The organism is Bradyrhizobium sp. MI1.4 (genome assembly GCF_055811315.1).
The window spans coordinates 1-20,300 of record NZ_JBVVPP010000020.1 but is presented as its reverse complement, the minus strand read 5'-3'; the positions used below and the strand labels follow the sequence as shown (position 1 = coordinate 20,300).

Sequence of the window (20,300 nt, the reverse complement as noted above, 5' to 3'; positions counted from 1 at the left end):
AGTGCCAGTGCCCCTCAGATCCCCAACATCATCTTCGCAATAATATCGCGCTGGATCTCCGAGGTGCCGCCGAAGATCGTATAGGCGCGGCCGTTGAGATATTCCGGCATCACCGTCAGCATCTCCTCCGGCATCGCCGGCTTGTGGTTGAGCTTGTAGAGCGGGCGCATCGGCTCGACCGCGAGGGCGTCATGGCCGATGACGTCGGCGCCGAGCCGGGTCACGGCCTGGCGGATCTCGCTGTTGCGCAGCTTCAGGATCGACGACACCGCACCGGGATTCTGTCCGGCCTGCAGCGCCGACAGCACGCGCAGCTCGGTCATCTCCAGCGCGTCGATGTCGACCTCGACTTCGGAGATGCGCGTCGCGATGTCGGGACTGTCGATCGCGCGGCCCGTCAGATCGGACTCGGCAAGCTCCGCGATCGCCTTCAGCCCCTCGCGCAGCTTCGCCGAGGCGATGCCGGAGCCGCGCTCGAACTCGAGCAGATACTTGCCGTAGGTCCAGCCCTTGCCTTCCTCGCCGACGCGGTTCGCCACGGGAACGCGCACGTCGTCGAAGAATACCTGGTTGACCTCGTGGTCGCCGCCGATGGTGAGGATAGGACGCGTCGTGATGCCCGGTGTCTTCATGTCGATCAGGATGAAGCTGATGCCGTCCTGCTGCCGTGGCCCGTCGCTGGTGCGCACCAGCGCGAACATGCGGTTGGCGTGGTGGGCATGCGTGGTCCAGATCTTGGTGCCGTTGATGACGTAGTCGTCGCCATCGCGCACCGCGCGCGTCTTCAGCGAGGAGAGATCGGAGCCGGAGCCCGGCTCGGAATAGCCTTGGCACCAATAATCCTCACCGGACAGAATGCGCGGCAGGTAGAAGTTCTTCTGCTCGGGCGAGCCGAAGCCGATGATGACGGGCCCGACCATCTTCACGCCCATCACATTGACATTGGGCACGCCGGCCCGCGCGCTTTCAGTCTCGAAGATCCAGCGCTGCGCCGGGGTCCAATCCGGCCCGCCATGCTCGACCGGCCAGCCCGGCGCGCCCCAGCCTTGCTTGTGCAGCGTGCGCTGCCAGGCCATGCCGATATCGGGATCGGAGAACACCGACGGCGTCAGCGCCGTCGCGCGCTTCATCTCCTCGGTGAGGTTTCTGGCAATGAAGCCGCGCACCTCGTCCTGGAAGGCGCGCTCCTCGGCATTGAACGACAGGTCCATGATGCGCTCCTTGTATCAGGCCGGCACGCTGGCGCGGCCAAGCCGGGCGTGGCGGCCATAATGGTGGGCGCTGCCGCCGAACAGCGTGTCGAACGCGACCAGCCGCTTGAAATAGGCGCCGACCTCGAGCTCCTCGGTGACGCCCATGCCGCCGTGAAGCTGGATCGACTGCTCGCCGACGAAGCGCGCAGATCTGCCGATCTTCGCCTTCGCGCCCGACGCGGCCCGCGCGCGCTCGACCGGATCGGCGTCGAGCTTCAGCGCGGCGCGCAACGCCATCGAGCGCGCTTCGTCGACCTGCACCGCCATGTCGGCGAGGCGGTGGCGGATCACCTGGTTGGCCGCGAGCGGCCGGCCGAATTGCTTCCGGATTTTTGTGTACTCCAGCGTGGTGTCCAGCAGCACCTGCATGATGCCGACGGCCTCGGCGCCAAGCGCAGCCATGGCGCGATCAACAGCCCATTCGATTGCCGGCAGCGCGTCATGCCCGTTGCCGAGCAAGGCATCCTCCGGCAGTTGCACGTCCGACAGCTCGATGTTGCAGGCCCGCCCGCCGCCGAGGCGCTCGTAGTCGGAGATCGCAACACTCGGAGTTGTCGCCTGCACCAGGAACAGGCCGATGCGGCCGGAGGAGCCCTGATGATCATGGATATGCGCGGAGACGATGATCTCGTCGGCGGCGTGGCCATCGAGCACGGCAATCTTGCGACCGGCCAGGCGCCAGCCTTGCGCCGTGCTGTGGGCGGTGGTTGCGACCTTGGCAAGATCGAACCGCGCCGCGCGCTCGGAATGCGCGAGCGCGAGCTTCAACGATCCGTCCGCGATCTTCGGCAGGATGGCCTGCTTCTGCGCCATGCTGCCGCATCGCTCGATCAACGCGGCGCCAAGCACGACCGACGCGATATACGGCTCCGACACAAGCCCGCGGCCGAAGGCTTCCATCAAAATACCGATCTCGACCGCGCTGCCGCCGAGCCCGCCACACTCCTCCGCGATCGGCAGCGCCAGCCAGCCCAGTTCTGCGAATTGTTTCCACACCGCCGGACTGAAGCCGAGCGGATCGTTCGCCATCTTGCGGCGGTGATCGGCATCGTAGCTTTCGGCCACGAAGCGCTCCGCGCTTTCGCGCAGCAGGCGTTGCTCGTCGCTGAGATTGAGATCCATCCTGTCTACTCCGCGGCGGCCGGCGGCTTGCGGACGGAGGGGTGTAGGCCCGATGGATCGACGATCATGCCGAATTCCTGAAGATTATGCGCGTGACAGAGCTGATGCAGCGCAAAGGCCTGGTCGATTGCAGCCGGTTGGCCCATCACGTCAACCGAACGATTCACGGCTTCCTTGGTCAGCTTCAGCGCAAAGGACGGTTTTGACGCGATTTTGCGCGCCAGCGCCAGCACGGCGGATGACAGCTCTGCGCGCGGCACGACCCGGTTGACCATCCCGAGTTGATGCGCCTCCTGCGCGCTCCATGCGTCGGCCGTGAACAGAAATTCCTTGGCCTTGCGCGGGCCGAGCTCCCAGGGATGCACGAACCATTCGACGCCGCAGACACCCATGGTGACCACGGGATCGCAGAACTGCGCATCGTCACTCGCGATGATGAGATCGCAGGCCCAGGCCAGCATCAGGCCGCCGGCGATGCACTTGCCGTGAACCTCTGCAATTGTCGGCTTGGCGAGGTTGCGCCAGCGCCGGGTGATCTGGAGATAGATCTCCTGCTCGCGCGCGAAGCGGCCATGGGCGTTTGCTTCGGCGAAGCCGCCCCAATTTCCGATCGGGGGAAAATCCACGCCCGCTTCATTCTTGCTGCCGGGTCGCAGGTCATGGCCTGAGGAGAAGTGCGGACCATTGCCGGCGAGAATGATCACCTTGACCGCGTCGTCCTGCACCGCCTCGTCGAAGGCGGCGTTGAGATCGTAGGTCATTTGCAGGTTCTGCGCGTTGCGCGCGTCGGGCCGGTTCATCACGACCCGGGCAATCGCCGGCTCCGGCCTCTCCACGAGGATGGTCTCGAACGAGCTCATCGCGTTCCCCTGGCGTTCCCGACCTGGCATTATTGTTCCCTCAAGTTGACTATTACAGCCAGGATTAAGCAAGAGGCTTGCGTACATCGGCTGCTTTTCACAGGCCACGGCCGGGACGCAAGATGTCTGGCATCTCGCGCGCGCAATCTGGTAGCTTGCGCCCGATTCCACCGGGAGAAATTTGATGCGCAAGATCCTGACCGTGCTGGCGGCGCTGGCCTCGTTGAGCCTCACCAATTGCGGCTATAACGCGATCCAGAGCGAGGACGAGCAGATCAAGGCCAATTGGTCCGAGGTCGTGAACCAGTATCAGCGTCGCGCCGATCTCGTGCCCAACCTCGTCAACTCGGTGAAGGGTTTTGCGCAGCAGGAGAAGGACGTGCTGCTCGGCGTCACCAATGCCCGCGCCAAGGTCGGCAGCATCCAGGCGACGCCCGAGGTGCTGAACGATCCCGCCGCATTCCAGAAATTCCAGGCCGCCCAGGGCGAACTCTCCGGCGCGCTGTCGCGGCTGCTCGTGGTCACCGAGAACTACCCCCAGCTCAAGTCGGATGCGCTGTTCAAGGATTTGATGTCGCAGCTCGAAGGCACCGAGAACCGCATCACGGTGGCGCGCAACCGCTACATCAAGGCGGTGCAGGACTATAACGTCACCATCCGTTCGTTCCCGAGCAACGTCACGGCGATGATGTTCGGCTACAAGGAAAAGCCGAACTTCACGGTCGGGAACGAGAAGGAAATCTCGACCGCGCCGAAGGTCGATTTCAATCCGGCGCCCGCGCCGTCGAAGTAAGTGCCTTCGACCCCGATGCATGCCCCACCCACCACCGTCATTCCCCGCGAAAGCGGGGAATCCAGTACGCCGCGGCTTCACGGTTCAATCACTGCTGCCTCTGGAATACTGGATCGCCCGCCTTCGCGGGCGATGACAACGATGTTGTGGCGTGCCGTTTTGGGCTTCTCAGCATTCGTCCTCGTCTTCGCGCTCCTGTTCACCTTTGCGCTCCCCGCCTCAGCCGATGTCGCCGTGCCGCAACTGACCGGCCGCGTGGTCGATCAGACCGGCACGCTCTCCAGCGGCGACATCGCCGCGCTGTCGCAAAAGCTGCAGGACTTCGAGATGCGCAAGGGCAGCCAGATCGCCGTCCTGATCGTGCCGACGACGGACCCGGAGACCATCGAGCAATTCGCGATCCGCGTCGCGGAGGCCTGGAAGATCGGACGCAAGAAGGTCGACGACGGCGCCATCCTCGTTGTGGCCAAGAACGACCGGCATTTGCGCATCGAGGTCGGTTACGGCCTCGAGGGCGCGCTCACCGACGTCACGTCGCGGCGCATCATCGATGAAGCCATCACGCCGAAATTCAGGAGCGGCGATTTCGCCGGCGGCATCACGGCGGGCGTCGACCGCATGATCCGCGTCATCGACGGCGAGCCGCTGCCGACGCCCTCGCGCAGCGTGAATTTCGGCGATTGGAACGACGTCGAGCCGCTTTTCTACTTCCTGCTGTTCGGCCCGCTGGTCATCGGAGGCATCCTGCGCTCCATGTTCGGGCGGCTGTTCGGTTCGGGAATAACGGGAGCGATCGTTGGTGTCCTCGCCTGGTTCGTGATCGGCTCAGCGGTCATCGGACTGGGCGTCGGTGTGCTCGGCGCTGTCCTGACGTTTATCGCCGATCTGTTTGGGGCGGGATCGGGCACGGGGTCCTCGCGTCGTGGCTCGTGGTCGAGCGGCTCGTCATCCGGCGGCTGGAGCAGCGGGTCGTCGTCGAGCGGCGGCTTCAGCGGTGGTGGCGGCAGTTTTGGCGGCGGCGGCGCCTCGGGGAGCTGGTAGGTCATGAGCATCAGGCGCATCACCCGGCATCTGCTCCAGCACCATTGGCGTGCCAAGCAGGTGTTCCCGAAGGGCGTGCTCGACCGCATCGAGCAGGCGATCAAGCGCGGCGAAGCCAGCCATTCCGGCCAGCTCCGCTTCGTGGTGGAAGGCGCGCTCGACGGCGGCCCGCTGTTTCGCAACCAGCCGGCGCGCGAGCGCGCGCTCGACGTGTTCTCGCAACTGCGCATCTGGGACACCGCGCACAACAATGGTGTCCTGATCTATCTCCTGCTCGCCGACCGCGATGTCGAGATCATCGCCGACCGCGGTATCGATGCGAAGGTTGGTGGCGAGCGTTGGGAGAGCATCTGCCGCGCCATGGAAGTCGAGTTCAGGTCGGGGCAGTTCGAGCGCGGCGTGATCGGCGGCATCGAGGCGGTGTCCCGGGAGCTGACAAAGCACTTTCCGTCAAGCGGCCCGCACCCCAACGAGCTGCCGGATGCACCGGTGCTGATGTGACGGACAGTGATGTGGACAGAGCGGGCGTCATCCACGCCCGTCGTTGACCACGTGGGGGCGGCAGACCCTGTCCGTTGCGCGGCCGTTCATCTTCGCCCGGTTACAAATTGCTTCATACCCGCCACACCGGTTCCACGTTCCCGGCCCAATTCGGCCCCGGATGACTCCCTAAAATTTCGGTAAGCGGGTCCCGAAGTAAGGATTTCGCAAGCAATGAAAGTTACCAAAAGGTCAATCCAGAGTGGAGTATTTGAGCTGTGAGCGAACCAATGGCTGAGCAGGCTGCCCAAACGACCGGTGAGCAGACGAGCGTCGTCGAAGCCGCCGCGACCGCGCCGCAGGCCGTCGAGTCTGCGGGAATCGAGGCCCCTTCGATTGCCCCTGACCACGAGGCGCCGCCCAAGCCTGATCCGATCGAGATTGAGCCGCCGCGGATCGAGGTGCCGAAGTTCGAGGCCCAGGTTGAGCCCAAAGCCGAGACCAAGTCCGAGCCAAAGCCCGGCAAGCTCATCGTCATGGCACCCGCAGAGCGGTCCTGGGACCGTGAGGAGTTTGCGCCGCATGTGAAGGCGGACGAGCCGCGCGAGAGCGGCGGCGCGCGCCGCCTGTCGGCGATGGCCGCGGTAGTGGCGATTGCAGCCAGTGTCGGCGCCATCAGCGGCGCGCTCGCGACCGCAGGGATGATGCACTTCGCAAGCTCCGCGCCGGCACAGGTTGCCGACACCAGCGCGCTGGAATCCTCGGTCGCCCGGATTGATGCCGATGTCGTCGCGCTCAAAGCCAACGTCGAGCATACCTCCAAGACCGGCCTCGGCCAGTTCAACCGGACCAACGACCGCCTCGACAAGCTCGAGAAGGCGCAGGCCGAGCCAATGGCCAAGATCGCAAAGCTGTCCGAGACGGTCGACAAGCTCCGCGCCACCCCGCCCGCGGCGCCCGTCCAGGCCGCAGCCGCCGTGCCCGCCAAGGAGACCACTGGTTCGATCGCACCGACCCAGGTTGCAACCGCCGCAGCTGCGCCGGCTCCCGTCGCACCCAAGACCGAGGTCGGCCGGTTGCCGACGGTCGAAGGCTGGGTGCTGCGCGACGTCTCCAACGGCGGCGCACTGGTCGAGGGCCGCGGTGGCCTCTACGAGGTGTATGCCGGTGACCCCATCCCAGGGGTTGGCCGTGTCGATGCGATCCGCCGTCAGGACGGCCGCTGGGTGGTCGTCACCAGCAAGGGGCTGATCGTCGCGCGCTGAGCGGCCCATATCCGATTTCCGAAAAGGCGCTTCACCACGATGTGAAGCGCCTTTTTGCTTGAATAGCCGTCCCTGCGCGGTGTTACCTGAGGCATGAGCCGCGCCTTGCGAATTCTCGTTGCCGCCGCCGTATTTTTCGGCGGCATCGTGTCGTTGTTGGCCGCGGAGAACGCGCAACTGGCACGCGGCACGGCGATCACCGATCCCGATCTCCTGCGCGAGCTCGACCAGCACGATGCGCTCACGATCTCGCGCCTGTTGTGGCCGGAGCGGAACGCGAACTTTCCGCTGACGACCGATCTGATGTTTTCGTGGTTGTCGCAGCTCAAGGAGATTCCTCCCGCGATCGAGGCGGAGATCGATCGCTACGTCGCCCAGCAGAAGGCGGCATATCCGACCGAGACCATCGGCGTCGGCGAGGGCTTCGACGTACAATTGTTCGATCGCGCCAATCTGAAATCCCGCGACACCCGTTTCGTGCTGGCCGGCATCGTCAACCGCATGGACCGGGCCTATGTCTCGGAAGACTCCTGCGGCGAGATCAGGCTGATCTATCGTCTTGTGCGTTTCGAGACCAAACCGGATGGCGGCAGGACAGCCACGCGGCTGCCGATGACGCTCAATCTGGTGATGAAGGCGCGCGACGTGCGCCAGATGGACGGGAACGGCAAGCCGATCACCTGCGCCGAGGTCGCGCGACGCTGGCTCGGCAATGGCGACTGGCAGGGGCTGATCGGCAGCGACTTCTTCCCTTACGATGCGATGCTCGATCGCATCGAGACCAACATTCAGATCTCAGTTGCGGCGAAATCGGCGCTGCACGATTTCCGCTCCGACTATCTGCTCAAGGTGTTCAAGTACGACGCCGCCTCGAAGACGTTCGAGGAATCGACGCTGGAGAACCAGATCGACCGCGACCGCATTCTCGCTGACAATGATCTCCGGCGCGACTTCAGGGATTGGCTGCTCGCGCCCGATCATCTTCGCGACTTCGATCGCGGTACGGTGCTGATCCCCGAGAAATTCCTGGCCAAGGCTGCAATCGTGCCGACGCCAGCCGGCCTCGATGCTTCTCCGTTGCAGCCGGAGTTCGGGATGGTGCAAGGGGAGGGCAACGGAGAGGGACAGGGCGAGCCGGTCTTCTCCGACAACGACGTGGTTGGTGCGTTGAAGCAAGCTGCCGCGCGCGGGGACATGCAGAACGTCCGCTCGGTCGCGGGCTTCCAGCGCCGCCTCAATGACGTCACCTGCGCCGGCTGCCACCAGACCCGCGGCATCGGCGGCTTTCACTTCCCGGGCGTCGATTGGCTTGCGGACAAGCCGTCCAACTCGACCATCGTGCCGGCCTCGCCGCATTTTCTTGGCGACCAGGTCCGCCGCCGTGACATCCTGACCGCGATGACCGCAGGCAAACGTCCTGATTTCTCACGTGGATTTGCCAGCCGGCCGCAGACCCGCGGCAGCACTGAGCTGGCGGGGACCGAATATCAGGACGGCTGGGGCGCGCATTGTTCCCTGGAAAATGCGGGATCGCGATCGACCGACAGGAGTTTTACGTCATGGAGCTGTGCTAAAGGATTGACCTGTCAGGCTGCCGCGGCTTCGCGCCGCATCGGCATGTGCTTCATCAAGACGCGTTAGGCTGTCTCGAACCGGTTTGGATGACCCATGACGGACTCCAGCGAAGCCAACAAGGAGCGCAATCGCGAGATCGCGCAGAATGAAGAGGCCAAGCAGGTTACCGGCAGCATCCGCGTCAGCACCTGGGCGGTCGCGGTCGTCGTCATCATCGGCGGAATCCTGTTCACGCTCGGCTGGCTGGCGCTGAAGTAGTCGGCGCCCTCACTTCGCGTAATTCGTCATCCGCTTGCCGGGCAGCAGCTCGTAGGCCGGCCTCCAGCCGGGCAGCGCGGCCATGCGGCCAAGCCAGGCGTGAATGGCGGGATAGCTTTCCTCGAAATCAAAGCCGTGCTCGTCGCTCGGATAGTGCAGATAGGCCATCATCGAGATATCGGCGACGGTCGGCGTGGTTCCGATCGCGAATTCGTTGTGCTGGAGATGACCGTCGAGAATGCCGAGAAAATCCTCGAGGCGCCGGCGAAAATGTTTTAGCACCTGCGGATCGTTGTTTTGTGTGAAGGCGCGCATGAAGCGGTAGGTCGCCATGTAGCCGGTGAGCTTGTGGTTGTCCCAGAACAGCCAGCGCAGCAGCTCGAACTTTTCCTCCTCGGTCTCGGCGCCGAAACGCCCGTGCTGCTCGGCAAGCTTGAGCAGGAGAGGCGCGGTCTGCGTCATCTTCACACCGTCGACTTCGAGCACGGGAATCTCACCCATCTCGTTCACGCTCTTGCGCCATTCCGGCGTGCGCGTGACGCCGCCGCCAAAATCGGTCCAGACCGGCTCGAACCTCTCGCCGCAAAGCGTCAGCATCAGCGCCAGCTTGTAGCTGTTGCCGGATTCGGGGAAGTAGTGCAGGCGGTAGCTGGGCATGGGACCTCGCGATGACTGTGATTGTTGAAGCGATCTACGTCGTCGTCCCGGCGAAGGCCGGGACCCATAACCACCGAACGCAGTTTGGCGAAGATTTGGAGTTATCAGCTTCGTTCGACAACTTCCTCTCTGGGATATGGGTCCCGGCCTTCGCCGGGACGACAGCGTGGATGTATGACCGCTGTCGGCTCCTTACCCCACAGCCCCCTGGGACCGCAGCTGCTTGATCGCGGCGTCATCGTATCCCGCGCCGCGCAAAATTTCGTCACTGTGCTCGCCGACGTCGGGCGGCTTGCGCGGCTGCACTTTCTTGGCGCCGTCGATCCAGATCGGGCTGGAGATGGTGAGCATGGTGTCGTTCTCGAACGGCACTAGCACCTCGTTATCGAGCATCTGCTTGTCGTTCGGGATGTCGTCCAAAATGCCGACAATGCCAAACACCAGTCCGTTGCCGTCGAGGATCTTGCGCCATTCGGCGAGATCCCTGGTCGCGAAGGTCTCGTCAAAGATCTTGATCAGCTCGACGGAGCGCGCGTGGCGGTCGGGTTTGGTGGCAAAGCGCGGGTCGGTGATGAGATCTTCGCGGCCGAGACACCTGGCCAGCGTCGGAAACTGTTTCTCTTCGCTCAGCAGTGACAGGATCAGCCAGCGGCCGTCCTTGCACTGGTAGTGGTTGGCGACCGCGTTCAACGCGCGTTCGCGCGGCCGCCGCTCGGCGAACTTGGCGCCGCAGAGCTTTGCCTGCGCCAGCACGCTCGCAGCCCACACGCCGTTCGCCATCAGATTGGAGGCGACGTGCGAGCCCTTGCCGGTCTTCTCGCGCTGGTACAGCGCGGTGACGATCGCGCCGTAGAATGCCATGGCGCAGGGATGGTCGCCCATGCCGGCGACCGAGCGGGCTGGCGTCGTGTCGGTGTCGGCGCGGACGAGGTCCATCAGGCCGGAGCGCGCCCAATAGGCGTTGCTGTCGAAGCCGGGCTTGTTGGCCTCTTCGCCTTTCTCGCCATAACCGGTGAACGAGGCGTAGATCAGGCGATCATTGAGATGGGCGAGATGGTCATAGGTGATGCCGAGCTTGGTGCGCACCGGCGGCGGCATGTTGGTGATGAAGACGTCGGCCTCTTCGACCAGCTTGTAGAGCACGGCCTGCGCTTCCGGCTTTGCGAGGTCGAGCGCGATGCTCTTCTTGTTGCGGGCCTCCAGCAGCCAGGCGAAATTGTGCTCGCTGGTCGGATAGCCCGGAATGTTGGGCAGATTGCGGTAGGGATCGCCGGCGCCGGGCGGCTCGATCTTGACGACATCGGCGCCGAAATCCGACAGCACGGTCGCGGCCGCTGGTGCTGCGATGAAACTCGCGCAATCCAGCACCTTGAGCCCTGCAAAAATGCCCTTTTCCATTGCGGCGTTGCTCCCTCACTCGTGTTGTATCCCGCGCGCTGGAATTGGCGAGGGCCACGTCACGGCAGCATTAGACCGATGTTTCGGCGGGATGCAACGCTCCTCGCCGCGCCTCACTCATCCCCTGCGAGCAGGGCAGCATTGCCGCCGGCTGCTGCGGTGTTGATCGTCACGGTCTGCTCGGTCGCAAAGCCCGCGAGGTAGTGCGGGCCGCCGGCTTTCGGGCCGGTTCCGGACAGGCCGTTGCCGCCGAACGGCTGCACGCCAACCACGGCACCGATCATGTTGCGGTTGACGTAGATGTTGCCGATCTGGACGCGGTCGACGATCGCCTCGATCGTATCGTCAATGCGGGAGTGGATGCCGAGCGTCAGCCCGTAGCCGGTGCGCTCGATCGCTTGCAGGACGCGTTCGAGATTTTCCGCACGATAGCGCACGACGTGGAGGATCGGGCCGAACACCTCCTCGGTGAGCTGGCCGGCATCCCCAAGCTCGAAGATGTGCGGCGCCACGAAGCAGCCCTCCGGCGCGGTGCCGGCAAAGTGCAGCCGTGCCTCTCTCCTCATCCGTGCGATATGCGCATCGAGGCGCTGCTTGGCCTCGACATCGATCACCGGCCCGATATGGGTCGCGACGTCGCTTGGATCGCCGATCTTCAACTCGCGCGCCGCGCCCGCGATCATCTCGATCATGCGGTCGGCTACGTCCTCCTGCACGAACAGCAGCCGCAGCGCCGAGCAGCGCTGGCCGGCGGAACGAAACGCCGAGGTGACGACGTCGTCCGCGACCTGCTCTGGCAACGCGGTCGCATCCGCGATCATGGTGTTGATGCCGCCGGTCTCCGCGATCAGCGGCACGATCGGCCCGTCCCTGGCTGCCAGCGCCCGGTTGATGCTGCGCGCGACCTCGGTCGATCCGGTGAAGACGATTCCACCGATATCGGGGTGCGCGGCCAGTGCGGCGCCGATGCGGCCGTCGCCAGTGACGAGGTGCAGCGCGCTTGCGGGGATGCCGGCCTCGTGCAGCAGCCGCACCGCCTCGACCGCGATGCGCGGGGTCTGCTCTGCGGGCTTGGCCACCACGCTGTTGCCGGCCATCAGCGCCGCCGTGACCTGGCCGAGGAAGATCGCCAGCGGAAAATTCCATGGCGAGATCGCCACGAAGACGCCGCGGCCGCGCATGGCCAGCGCATTGCTCTCGCCGGTCGGGCCCGGCATCGCCACATCGTTGCCGAACAGCTTGCGACCCTGCGCGGCATAATAGCGGCAGAAGTCGGTGGCCTCGCGCAGCTCCGACAGCGCATCGTCGAGCGTCTTGCCGCCCTCGCGTTGCAGCAGCGCTATGAAATGGGGCGCGCGGTTCTCCAGAAGATGCGCGGCCTGCTCCAGCGCCGCCGCGCGCGTGGCTGCGGGTGTCCGGCTCCAGGCGGCAAAGCCGGCGCGCGCCGCAGCCATTGCCGCATTGGCCTGATCCGGCGTTGCGTCCGCGATCGGCTTGAGGTCGATCGTCTCGGCCTTGACCTCCGTCAGCAACCGGTCGAGCGCGGCGCGCGCGCCGAATTCGACGCCGCGCGAATTGCGCCGCTCCGGCGCGAACAGGTCGCCCGGCAACGGAATCTTGGGATGGGCCGCGTGCTGCGGCCGGACGATGGCATCCGCCGGGCGCTGCAACAGCGCCGTAACCGGCACGCGATAATCGGACGCTTGCGCCACGAAGGAGGAGTTGGCACCGTTCTCCAACAGTCGCCGCACCAGATAGGCGAGCAGGTCGCGATGGCTGCCGACCGGGGCGTAGGTGCGGTAGGCGATGTCCGGGTGATCCTTGGCGAGCTGCTCGTAGAGCGCCTCGCCCATGCCGTGCAGGCGCTGGAATTCGAAGCCGCCGTTCGCACCGGCAAGCTCCAGCACGGTCGCGACGCTCAGCGCGTTATGGGTGGCGAATTGCGGGAAGATGCGTGGCCGCAGACTCAACAGCTTTTGAGCGCAGGCGACGTAGTTCAGATCCGTCATCGCCTTGCGGGTGAACACGGGATAGCCGTCGAGCCCGCGCTCCTGCGCGCGCTTGATCTCGGTGTCCCAATAGGCGCCCTTGACCAGCCGCACCATCAGCTTGCGGTCGTGCGCCCGGGCGAGCGCATCGACATAGTCGATCACGTCGCCGGCGCGCTTCTGATAGGCCTGGATCGCGAGGCCAAATCCGTCCCAACCGGCAAGCGAGGGATCGGCGAGCGTTGCCGCAATCACGTCGAGGGACAATTCCAGCCGGTCGGCTTCCTCGGCGTCGACGGTGAAGTTGAGATCATGGACCTTGGCGCGCTGCGCCAGGTCCAGCAGTTGCGGCACCAGCTCGGCCATCACACCGTCGCGGCTGATTGCCTCGAAGCGCGGATGCAGCGCCGAGAGCTTGACGGAGATGCCGGGCCGGTCGGGCAGGGGATGGTGACCCGCCGCCTTGCCGATCGTCTCGATGGCACTGGCATAGGCGTCGAAATAGCGCCTGGCATCGGTGGCGGTGCGGGCGCCTTCGCCGAGCATGTCGAAGGAATAGCGCGCCCTCTCGCCGGAGCGCGGCCGGGCCCGCTCCAGGGCCTGCGCGATGGTCTCCCCCAGCACGAAATGATTGCCCATCAGCCGCATCGCCTGGCGCGTGGCGGTGCGCACGGCGGGTGCGCCCAGCCGCTTCACCAGCCGGCCGATGGTGCCGTCGGGCGTCTCGCCGGGCTGGATCACCCGCGCCGAGAGGCCCAATGCCCAGGCCGAGGCGTTGACCAGGAAGGCGGTGGACTTGGTCTCGTGGTGGATGAAGTCGCCCTCGCCGAGCTTGTCCTCGATGAACTGGTCGGCGGTGCGCGCGTCCGGCACGCGCAACAGGGCCTCGGCCAGCACCATCAAGGCCAGCCCTTCCTTGGTCGAGAGCGCAAATTCCCGCAGCATATCCTCGACTCCACCAAGCCGGTCGTCGCGCTTGCGGATGGCTTCGATCAGCCGCGTCGCGGTGCGATCGATCCGCGCCTCCTGCGGCGGGCCGAGATGCACAGACGGCAAAAGGCGCGCGGCGATATCGGCGTCATCGGGCGCGTAGGCGGCGGAGAAGGGAGGCGGAATGTTCGGCATGGCGTGTCCTGTGGCTTCAATTCAGGATAATGCCCACGCTACCTTAGCTCGATAGACAATTTAGCTCATTCGGCTTAGAAAATGAAGTCGCCCAGTCATTTGACCTTACGGAATATGGAATTAGATCGAACCGACCGGAAGATCCTCTCGATTTTGCAGCAGGACGGGCGAATCGCCAATGTCGAGCTCGCGGAGCGCATTGGGCTGTCGCCGACCTCGATCGGCGAACGGCTGAAGCGTTTGCAGCGAGAGGGCTTTATCGAGGGCTATGGCGCGCGGCTCAACCCGCACCGGCTCGGCCTCGGCCTCCTGGTGTTTGTCGAAGTGCTGCTCGACAAGACTACGCCCGACAATTTCGAGCGTTTTGCCTGCGCGGTGAAGCTGGCGCCCGAGGTGCTGGAGTGTCACATGGTCGCCGGCGGCTTCGACTATCTTGTGAAGGCGCGGCTGGCAGACATGGCTGCGTATCGGCGCTTCCTCGGCGAGACCTTGTTGTCGATGCCCGGCGTGCGCGAAACGCGAACCTATGCGGTGATGGAGGAGATCAAGCGCGACGCACCATTGCCGGTGGACTAACGAAGTGCCGTCGCGATTGTCATTGCTGTGGCGTCCAATGGGCGGTCTTCGCGGGCAAATAGTTCTCCCTGTGCAATCGCAACGCCTGTCGTCGAGTGCACTGACCGTTTCTAAAATTTCTTGGCCCGGCTCCCGGATCGATCCGGGAGTTAGCAAAAGCCGGCGGGCTTATACTTTGAGGTTCTCTGCGGAGCTTTTGCCTCGGTTTGCGATCTCTTCATATTCCACCGTCTGTCCTTCGTTCAGGGACGACAGACCGGCTTTCTGCACTGCCGAGATATGCACGAACACATCCTTGCCGCCCGACGCAGGCTGGATAAATCCATAACCCTTCGTCGGGTTGAACCACTTGACCGTACCTTTAGCCATCACGACTTCTCCGCGGGTCTTCCTCCGAGATCTCGAACCGCCAGTCCCCGCCAACCGGCCGGTTCGGTCCTAATACGATACGCGGAATGTGGCTGGCTTGGTAGCTCAAACCACATCGGCATTTCGGCGAATTCCGCTCAACTTCGCGGCGTTTTTGCCGGATTTGCCCTTTCCGCGGTCACTTGGTCGGCGCGCCGCGCCATCCGTCAATAAGTCGCGGCCAGATAATCGACGATCTTGCTGACATCGGCATCGTCGATGGGGGCGCCATAGACCTTGATCATCTTGGTCACCTCGGCCTGCCAGAAACCTTTCTTGTCCTTCATCGGCGGCTGCGTGTTGATGTAGTCGGCGGAGTGGCAGGCGCTGCAATTGCCCTGCACGACTTCGAGATTGGGCCCGGGCTTGAACGCCGCGACCTCATCGGGGGTCTTGTAATTGACCGGTGCTGCAAGTGCCGAACCCACCACGGCGGCGAGGGCGAGCGTGATGGCGAGGAAAACGGTGCGCTGCATGATCATTCCCCTCAAGCCACGGTGACGCGGACGGTTTCGACGACGTTGCGCAAGTAACCCGCCGGATTCCAGCGCGGCGTATCCGGCTGGGTTTCGCCGCCATTGCCGGTGGCGCGCACCTTGAGCTCGTGGGAGCCCGCCGCGAGCTTCACCGGCAGCGTCCATTCACGGAATGAGTATTTGCCAAGATCCTTGCCGAGCCTGGCGTTGGTCCAGGTCTTGCCGCCGTCGGTGGAGACCGCGACCTCCTTGATACCCTTGCCGCCGTCGAAGGCGATGCCGCGCAGCGTCGTGCCGCCTGCTTTCAGCTTGGCTCCGTCGGGGACGCTGGTGATGAAGGAACGGATGGTGAAGCGGTTGATCGGGATCGTCGCCTTCGGCGCGGTGCCCGGCTCGACCGCATTGTTCGGCGTGTCCGGAATGCGATAGGCCGACTTCATCCAGAACCCGTCATAGACATTGTCGACGACGGTGATCTCGTTGAGGTGCTTGACCCAATAGGTGCCGAAATAGCCGGGCACGATCAGGCGCAGCGGAAAGCCGTTGAGGAACGGCAGGTCCTCGCCGTTCATGCCATAGGCCAGCATCACTTCGCCGTCGCTGGCGTGATCGATATCGAGGGCCTTGACGAAGTCGGGCGTCTTGTCGCTGACCGGACCGTCCATGCCGTTGAAGGTGACCTGCTTGGCGCCGCTCTGCACGCCCGCCATCGCCAGCACGGTCTTCAGCGGCACGCCGCGCCAGCGCGCATTGCCCATCGCGCCGTTGGCGAGCTGACCGCCGGCCACGCGCGGATCCAGGAAGCCGCGGCTGTTGCCGGAGCACTGGTTGACGGCGACGATCTCGGTCGCCTTCATCTTCCTTATATCCTTCAGCGACAGCTTGAGCGGCTTGTCGACCTTGCCCTTGACCTCGAGCGTGAACTTGTCGGGGTCGAGACTGTAGGGCAGGTCGGAAAGGTGATAGCGCACGAAGAACGCGTTATTCGGCGTGATCGGGCCGTCGTTGAACACCGCGAACGGCGTCTCGAGCTGCGGCGGGCGGCTGGTCAGGCCGATCATCGGCCGCTTCTGCGGATATTTCACCAAAGGTCGTTCGCCATTGGCGAAGGGCAGGGTGACGGTGTCGAGTGCCAGCGCTTTGGTCGGGTTCAGTGCAGTCGCAACAGCGGCAAGACCCGCTCCTTTGAGCAGGTCGCGTCGATCGAACATGTGGTCTCCTCCCGGAGCTTTTCGTTGGATCACGGTCATCACCGCGATCTCTCACTCATCTGTCGCAACGACTCAGATGAAGTCAATTCGTGCTTTCGCAGCAGGCCCATGCCGCTGCGTTGCAGCAAGCCGGTGTTACGCCGCGACGCGTTCGCCGGGATCGACGAGCGCCGACAGCTCCCTCGCGTCCGCAACCACACGCACGGCCATCGGTTCGTCGCGGCCGCGGATCGCGACCTCCTGCTGCGGCAGCGCATCGTCGGCAAGGCCGGCGGTCCGGCGGACTTCCTCCGAGACGATCGCTTCGCAGGCCAGCGTCTTGGTCATGTCCTGGAGGCGGGCCGCGACGTTGACAGCATCGCCCAGCGCCGTGAAGACGATGTGATCGCGATACCCGATGTCACCGATGATGACCTCGCCGCCATGGATGCCGATGCCGAAGCGGATCGGCTGGCGTAGATCGTGGGACAGGAGCTCGTTGAGCTCATCGATATGCCTGGCGATGCCGGCGGCGGCCTTCAGCGCCTGCCGGCAGGCGGTTTGCGGATCGGCGCTCAGTCCGAACAGCGCCAGCATGCCGTCGCCGACAAATTGGTTCGGCTGGCCGCCATTCTCGATCACAGCCTGCGAGACGGCGCCGAGGAAGCGGTTGACGATGAACACGGTGTCGAACGGCAGCCGCTTCTCGGCCAGCTGCGTCGAGCCGCGCATATCCACGAACAGGCTGACGAGATAGCGCTCCTGGCCGATTCTGGCAGGCGTCGAGGCCTGTGTGTTCGCCGAAAGCGTATGCGCGGTGAAGAGCTGGAAGAAGGAGAGATCCGACGTCGGCCGCAGCTGGCAGGCCAGCCTGATCGAGGGGTCACTGGTGCCGACACGGGTGAGCACGAACGCCTCGCGCTGCGACGGCTCGGGCAGGGCGCCATGATCGCCGATGATGCGGATGCGGCAGGTCGAGCAGCGGGCGCGGCCGCCGCAGACGCTGGCATGCGGCACATTGTGGCGCAGGCTCGCTTCCAGCACGGAGAGGCCCTTGGGGACGCGCACCGTCTTGCCGTTGCCGTAGGACAGCGCGATCATGCCGCCGCGCCGCTCGCACAGGGCGCGCGCGCCACGCGCCAGCAGCGCCAAAGCGAGCAGTCCGAGATAGCCGGCGGTGAGGCCGCCGGTGATGCGGTCGAGCATCGCGGCCTCTGCCGTGGTGCCCAGCTGGCGGCGCGTGAGATTGTGCGTCCGCCATTCCCCGTCGTCGGCCTCGACCTCGACGCTGCGGCCACCCTGGTAGACACCCAGCAGCGACAGCGTCGGGATCAGCACGGCAGCCGCGAGCAGATAGGGCGCCGCGCGCGTGAAGAACGGTTTGAGGCGAAGCCAGAAATAGATGCCGATGCAGCCGTGCACCCAGGCGATGAGAAGCAGGATCGTCATGGTCCAGATACGGTTCGACGCGACGAAGAACAGATAGAGTTCCTGCGGATAGAGTTTTTGGTGTCCGTAAAGCGTCTGACCGAGCCGCACCCCGATCACATGCGCCATGACCAGCGCGGGGATGCTCAAGCCCAGCACGAGCTGCAGCGGCTCGACCGTCCGCCAACGGAACTGCCGGCGCTGATACAACGCGTAGATGCCGAGCCCCATATGCGTGAGCGCCGCCGTGTAGAACACGATCGCAACCGGCAGGAACTGCCAGAACAGCATGTGGTAGTAGACCCCGATCTCCATGGCATCGACCGAGATGTTGCCGAGCGCATGGTTGAGGAAATGGCTGACCACATAGGCGAACAGGATGACACCGCAAACCAGCCGCACCTGGCGTACGCTGATGGCGCGGGAAAGATCGGAAAATCGTGTGGATGCGGTTGCGGCCATGATTCTGTTGTATCAGTTCATGAAGGAGAACAGCCAGCGTCGCGTTTAATTCCGGGGGTGGATAGCGCGCCCGATCACATGCGCGGCAAGCGGCCGCAATCTCCGTGTCGTCCTGGACAAGCACCCCCGGGGGCGCACGCGGATCCGGGACGACGGTACCCAACATTGACTCCCCCTCCCAGGTTGGCGAAAAGCGCCGCCGTGAGGACAGCTCCCGACATCACGATGCTCCCCGCCGGCGCGGCGCGCCGGCCGCTCGTCATGGCCGCGGCGATCATCGCCGCGATGACGCTGCTGCGCATCGTCTACGCCTCGGTCATCGAGCTGCGCACGGACGAGGCCTATTACTGGACCTGGTCGCAGGAGACGGCGCTCAGCTTCCTGGATCATCCCCCCGGCATCGCCTGGCTGATCCGGTTCGGTACTGCGATCTTCGGCGACACCACACTCGGTGTGCGCTTCGGCGGCATCGTCGCGATGCTGGTGACGCAGCTCCTGCTCGCGGACATCGTCCGCCGCCTCACTCATGATGTGCGCGCCGTCGTGCTCGCGGTGCTGATGCCGGAGGCCGCGCTCTATTACGGACTGCTGATGGCCAAGGTCGCGCCCGATGTCGCCATGATCCCGTTTGCGGTGGCAATGATGTGGTGCCTGGTGCGGCTCGCGCAGGGCGGCGACGGCCGCTGGTGGCTCGCGGCCGGCCTGTTCGCCGGGCTCGCGATGCTGTCGAAATTTACCGTGATCATGTTCGCACCGGCGGTTGCCGCCTTTCTGCTGGTGCCGGATTGGCGCTGGCGCTGGTTGCGCAGCCCCTATCCTTATCTCGCGGTCCTGATCGCAATCGCCGTGTTCTCGCCGGTCCTGATCTGGAACGTGCAGCACGACTGGGCCGCGATTCGCTTCCAGGGTGTGCGCGCCACCACCAGCTACGGCATCTCGCTCCGCACATTCGGCGACTACATCGGCCTGCAATTCGGACTGGTCGGCTTCGTCATGCTGCCGGTGGTACTGACGGGGGTGGTGCTGACGGCGTGGCGCGGCTATAGCACGCGCGAGCCGGTCGCGATTTTGCTGTCGACCGCGGTCCTGGTGCCGTTTCTCTATTTCCTGGCGAAATCGCTGACCCTCCGCGTCGGCGACACCTGGCCGATGTTCATGTGGCCGGTCGGTTTCGCCGCCGCCGCTGTCAACCTCACCATGCTGTCGCGTGAAAAATGGTCGGCGCGGATGATCAGATCGTCGCTGTTCTGGGTCAACACGGCGGTGGTCTCCGGCACCGCCTTTGTCGTCATCGTGTTCCTCTACTACGTCGCCGCGCCCTGGAATTTACTTGGCAAGATCGATCCGATCGGTGCCGAGTCCGGTTACGAGCAGGTCGCCGCGCGCGCACAGGCCGCATTGGACGAGACTGGCGCGACCTGGATCGCCACCACGGACTACCGCACCTATGCCATGATGCGCTGGCTGTTCAGGGGCCGGGTGCCGGTGATCGAGATCAACGAGCGCGGCCGCTTCCAGGACTTTCGCGATCCGGGCATGGACCGGATCAAGGGCCACGTCGGCATCTATGTCGGGCGCGAGCCGGACAATCGCTCATCACTGTGGGAGAACATCCCCGCCAAGCGCGAGCCGCTCGGTCAGGTCGAGCGCCGCTGGCGCGGTCTCGTGATGGACACGTACACGCTGGAAAAGCTCACCGGCTGGACCCCAGAGCTGTCGCCGCCGAAAGACTCGCCGCTGTTCCGGTGGCGCGTGCTGGCGGGCGAGTTTGAGCGGCGTACGCTCGCCTAGCAAGGCGGCCTTCTTCCTTCTCCCCTTGCGGGAGAAGGTGGCGCGAAGCGCCGGATGAGGGGTCTCTATCCGCTAAGACGACTGCGAGAGGCGCGCGCGGAGAGAACCCCTCACCCGTCTCGCCGCTTTGCGGCAAGCCACCCTCTCCCACAAG

18 protein-coding genes are annotated in these 20,300 nt (G+C 64.7%); 8 read left to right on the top strand and 10 right to left on the bottom strand.

Annotated features, from left to right (window positions below):
* Positions 1-14: 14 nt before the first annotated feature.
* The 3 genes from AC0L23_RS21875 to AC0L23_RS21865 are packed head-to-tail and all read right to left on the bottom strand — an operon-like array spanning position 15 to position 3,235.
* Positions 15-1,211, bottom strand: a complete 1,197-nt coding sequence (locus tag AC0L23_RS21875) for an acyl-CoA dehydrogenase family protein (protein WP_473357430.1) — start codon at positions 1,209-1,211, stop codon at positions 15-17.
* A gap of 15 nt (positions 1,212-1,226) precedes the next feature.
* Entirely contained in the window at positions 1,227-2,375 is a 1,149-nt protein-coding gene (locus AC0L23_RS21870; RefSeq protein ID WP_085360485.1) for an acyl-CoA dehydrogenase family protein, read from the bottom strand.
* Between the two features lie 5 nt (positions 2,376-2,380).
* Positions 2,381-3,235 carry an enoyl-CoA hydratase gene (locus AC0L23_RS21865; RefSeq protein WP_018453664.1) on the bottom strand — a complete coding sequence of 285 codons (855 nt, stop codon included), beginning with the start codon at positions 3,233-3,235 and terminating at the stop codon, positions 2,381-2,383.
* Positions 3,236-3,419: 184 nt separating this feature from the next.
* Between AC0L23_RS21865 and AC0L23_RS21860 the strand changes: the two genes are divergently transcribed.
* The 6 genes from AC0L23_RS21860 to AC0L23_RS21835 all read left to right on the top strand — a co-directional run bounded on the left by AC0L23_RS21860 (position 3,420) and on the right by AC0L23_RS21835 (position 8,647).
* The gene (locus tag AC0L23_RS21860) at positions 3,420-4,028 is read left to right on the top strand and encodes a LemA family protein (protein WP_007596535.1); all 609 of its coding nucleotides are present in this window, start codon (positions 3,420-3,422) and stop codon (positions 4,026-4,028) included.
* Positions 4,029-4,160: 132 nt separating this feature from the next.
* Positions 4,161-5,069: a TPM domain-containing protein gene (locus AC0L23_RS21855; protein ID WP_085349575.1), complete on the top strand. Its 909-nt coding sequence runs from the start codon at positions 4,161-4,163 to the stop codon at positions 5,067-5,069.
* 3 nt (positions 5,070-5,072) lie between these two features.
* Positions 5,073-5,570 (top strand): TPM domain-containing protein, encoded by a 498-nt coding sequence (locus AC0L23_RS21850; protein WP_085349574.1) that lies wholly within the window; start codon positions 5,073-5,075, stop codon positions 5,568-5,570.
* A 269-nt stretch (positions 5,571-5,839) separates the two neighbouring features.
* A complete protein-coding gene (locus tag AC0L23_RS21845) occupies positions 5,840-6,814 on the top strand; it encodes a hypothetical protein (RefSeq protein ID WP_018453668.1) in 975 nt (324 codons plus the stop codon).
* Between the two features lie 93 nt (positions 6,815-6,907).
* The gene (locus tag AC0L23_RS21840; RefSeq protein ID WP_085360481.1) at positions 6,908-8,455 is read left to right on the top strand and encodes a hypothetical protein; all 1,548 of its coding nucleotides are present in this window, start codon (positions 6,908-6,910) and stop codon (positions 8,453-8,455) included.
* A gap of 27 nt (positions 8,456-8,482) precedes the next feature.
* Complete coding sequence (locus AC0L23_RS21835) at positions 8,483-8,647, top strand: hypothetical protein (protein ID WP_007596528.1); 165 nt, start codon at positions 8,483-8,485, stop codon at positions 8,645-8,647.
* A 9-nt stretch (positions 8,648-8,656) separates the two neighbouring features.
* Here the strand turns inward: AC0L23_RS21835 and AC0L23_RS21830 are convergent, their stop codons facing one another.
* The 3 genes from AC0L23_RS21830 to putA form a co-directional block, all read right to left on the bottom strand.
* The gene (locus AC0L23_RS21830; protein WP_085360479.1) at positions 8,657-9,304 is read right to left on the bottom strand and encodes a glutathione S-transferase family protein; all 648 of its coding nucleotides are present in this window, start codon (positions 9,302-9,304) and stop codon (positions 8,657-8,659) included.
* Between the two features lie 192 nt (positions 9,305-9,496).
* Positions 9,497-10,702: a CaiB/BaiF CoA transferase family protein gene (locus tag AC0L23_RS21825; protein WP_085360477.1), complete on the bottom strand. Its 1,206-nt coding sequence runs from the start codon at positions 10,700-10,702 to the stop codon at positions 9,497-9,499.
* A gap of 113 nt (positions 10,703-10,815) precedes the next feature.
* Positions 10,816-13,815, bottom strand: coding sequence for a bifunctional proline dehydrogenase/L-glutamate gamma-semialdehyde dehydrogenase PutA (gene putA / locus AC0L23_RS21820; RefSeq protein WP_085360475.1), 3,000 nt, complete (start codon positions 13,813-13,815; stop codon positions 10,816-10,818).
* A 114-nt stretch (positions 13,816-13,929) separates the two neighbouring features.
* On the opposite strand from putA, the gene AC0L23_RS21815 reads away from it, so the two are divergent.
* A complete protein-coding gene (locus tag AC0L23_RS21815; RefSeq protein ID WP_085360473.1) occupies positions 13,930-14,391 on the top strand; it encodes an Lrp/AsnC ligand binding domain-containing protein in 462 nt (153 codons plus the stop codon).
* A gap of 168 nt (positions 14,392-14,559) precedes the next feature.
* Here AC0L23_RS21815 and AC0L23_RS21810 read toward each other — a convergent pair whose 3' ends face one another.
* From AC0L23_RS21810 to AC0L23_RS21795, 4 genes are all read right to left on the bottom strand, one after another.
* Positions 14,560-14,760: a cold-shock protein gene (locus AC0L23_RS21810; protein WP_007596519.1), complete on the bottom strand. Its 201-nt coding sequence runs from the start codon at positions 14,758-14,760 to the stop codon at positions 14,560-14,562.
* 206 nt (positions 14,761-14,966) lie between these two features.
* Positions 14,967-15,275 carry a SorB family sulfite dehydrogenase c-type cytochrome subunit gene (gene sorB, locus AC0L23_RS21805; protein ID WP_085384418.1) on the bottom strand — a complete coding sequence of 103 codons (309 nt, stop codon included), beginning with the start codon at positions 15,273-15,275 and terminating at the stop codon, positions 14,967-14,969.
* Between the two features lie 11 nt (positions 15,276-15,286).
* The gene (gene sorA / locus AC0L23_RS21800; protein ID WP_085360471.1) at positions 15,287-16,486 is read right to left on the bottom strand and encodes a SorA family sulfite dehydrogenase catalytic subunit; all 1,200 of its coding nucleotides are present in this window, start codon (positions 16,484-16,486) and stop codon (positions 15,287-15,289) included.
* Positions 16,487-16,621: 135 nt separating this feature from the next.
* Positions 16,622-18,355 carry an adenylate/guanylate cyclase domain-containing protein gene (locus tag AC0L23_RS21795; protein WP_018453676.1) on the bottom strand — a complete coding sequence of 578 codons (1,734 nt, stop codon included), beginning with the start codon at positions 18,353-18,355 and terminating at the stop codon, positions 16,622-16,624.
* Between the two features lie 225 nt (positions 18,356-18,580).
* On the opposite strand from AC0L23_RS21795, the gene AC0L23_RS21790 reads away from it, so the two are divergent.
* Positions 18,581-20,146 carry a glycosyltransferase family 39 protein gene (locus AC0L23_RS21790; RefSeq protein WP_018453677.1) on the top strand — a complete coding sequence of 522 codons (1,566 nt, stop codon included), beginning with the start codon at positions 18,581-18,583 and terminating at the stop codon, positions 20,144-20,146.
* The last annotated feature ends 154 nt before the right edge of the window (positions 20,147-20,300 follow it).

Coding starts and splice junctions, on each gene's coding strand:
- AC0L23_RS21875 (WP_473357430.1), bottom strand. CDS start 1,211: ATGGACCTGTCGTTCAATGCCGAGGAGCGCGCCTTCCAGGACGAGGTG.
- AC0L23_RS21815 (WP_085360473.1), top strand. CDS start 13,930: ATGGAATTAGATCGAACCGACCGGAAGATCCTCTCGATTTTGCAGCAG.
- AC0L23_RS21810 (WP_007596519.1), bottom strand. CDS start 14,760: ATGGCTAAAGGTACGGTCAAGTGGTTCAACCCGACGAAGGGTTATGGA.
- AC0L23_RS21840 (WP_085360481.1), top strand. CDS start 6,908: ATGAGCCGCGCCTTGCGAATTCTCGTTGCCGCCGCCGTATTTTTCGGC.
- putA (WP_085360475.1), bottom strand. CDS start 13,815: ATGCCGAACATTCCGCCTCCCTTCTCCGCCGCCTACGCGCCCGATGAC.
- AC0L23_RS21790 (WP_018453677.1), top strand. CDS start 18,581: ATGCTCCCCGCCGGCGCGGCGCGCCGGCCGCTCGTCATGGCCGCGGCG.
- AC0L23_RS21845 (WP_018453668.1), top strand. CDS start 5,840: ATGGCTGAGCAGGCTGCCCAAACGACCGGTGAGCAGACGAGCGTCGTC.
- AC0L23_RS21830 (WP_085360479.1), bottom strand. CDS start 9,304: ATGCCCAGCTACCGCCTGCACTACTTCCCCGAATCCGGCAACAGCTAC.
- sorA (WP_085360471.1), bottom strand. CDS start 16,486: ATGTTCGATCGACGCGACCTGCTCAAAGGAGCGGGTCTTGCCGCTGTT.
- AC0L23_RS21850 (WP_085349574.1), top strand. CDS start 5,073: ATGAGCATCAGGCGCATCACCCGGCATCTGCTCCAGCACCATTGGCGT.
- AC0L23_RS21870 (WP_085360485.1), bottom strand. CDS start 2,375: ATGGATCTCAATCTCAGCGACGAGCAACGCCTGCTGCGCGAAAGCGCG.
- AC0L23_RS21835 (WP_007596528.1), top strand. CDS start 8,483: ATGACGGACTCCAGCGAAGCCAACAAGGAGCGCAATCGCGAGATCGCG.
- sorB (WP_085384418.1), bottom strand. CDS start 15,275: ATGCAGCGCACCGTTTTCCTCGCCATCACGCTCGCCCTCGCCGCCGTG.
- AC0L23_RS21865 (WP_018453664.1), bottom strand. CDS start 3,235: ATGAGCTCGTTCGAGACCATCCTCGTGGAGAGGCCGGAGCCGGCGATT.
- AC0L23_RS21795 (WP_018453676.1), bottom strand. CDS start 18,355: ATGGCCGCAACCGCATCCACACGATTTTCCGATCTTTCCCGCGCCATC.
- AC0L23_RS21860 (WP_007596535.1), top strand. CDS start 3,420: ATGCGCAAGATCCTGACCGTGCTGGCGGCGCTGGCCTCGTTGAGCCTC.
- AC0L23_RS21825 (WP_085360477.1), bottom strand. CDS start 10,702: ATGGAAAAGGGCATTTTTGCAGGGCTCAAGGTGCTGGATTGCGCGAGT.
- AC0L23_RS21855 (WP_085349575.1), top strand. CDS start 4,161: ATGACAACGATGTTGTGGCGTGCCGTTTTGGGCTTCTCAGCATTCGTC.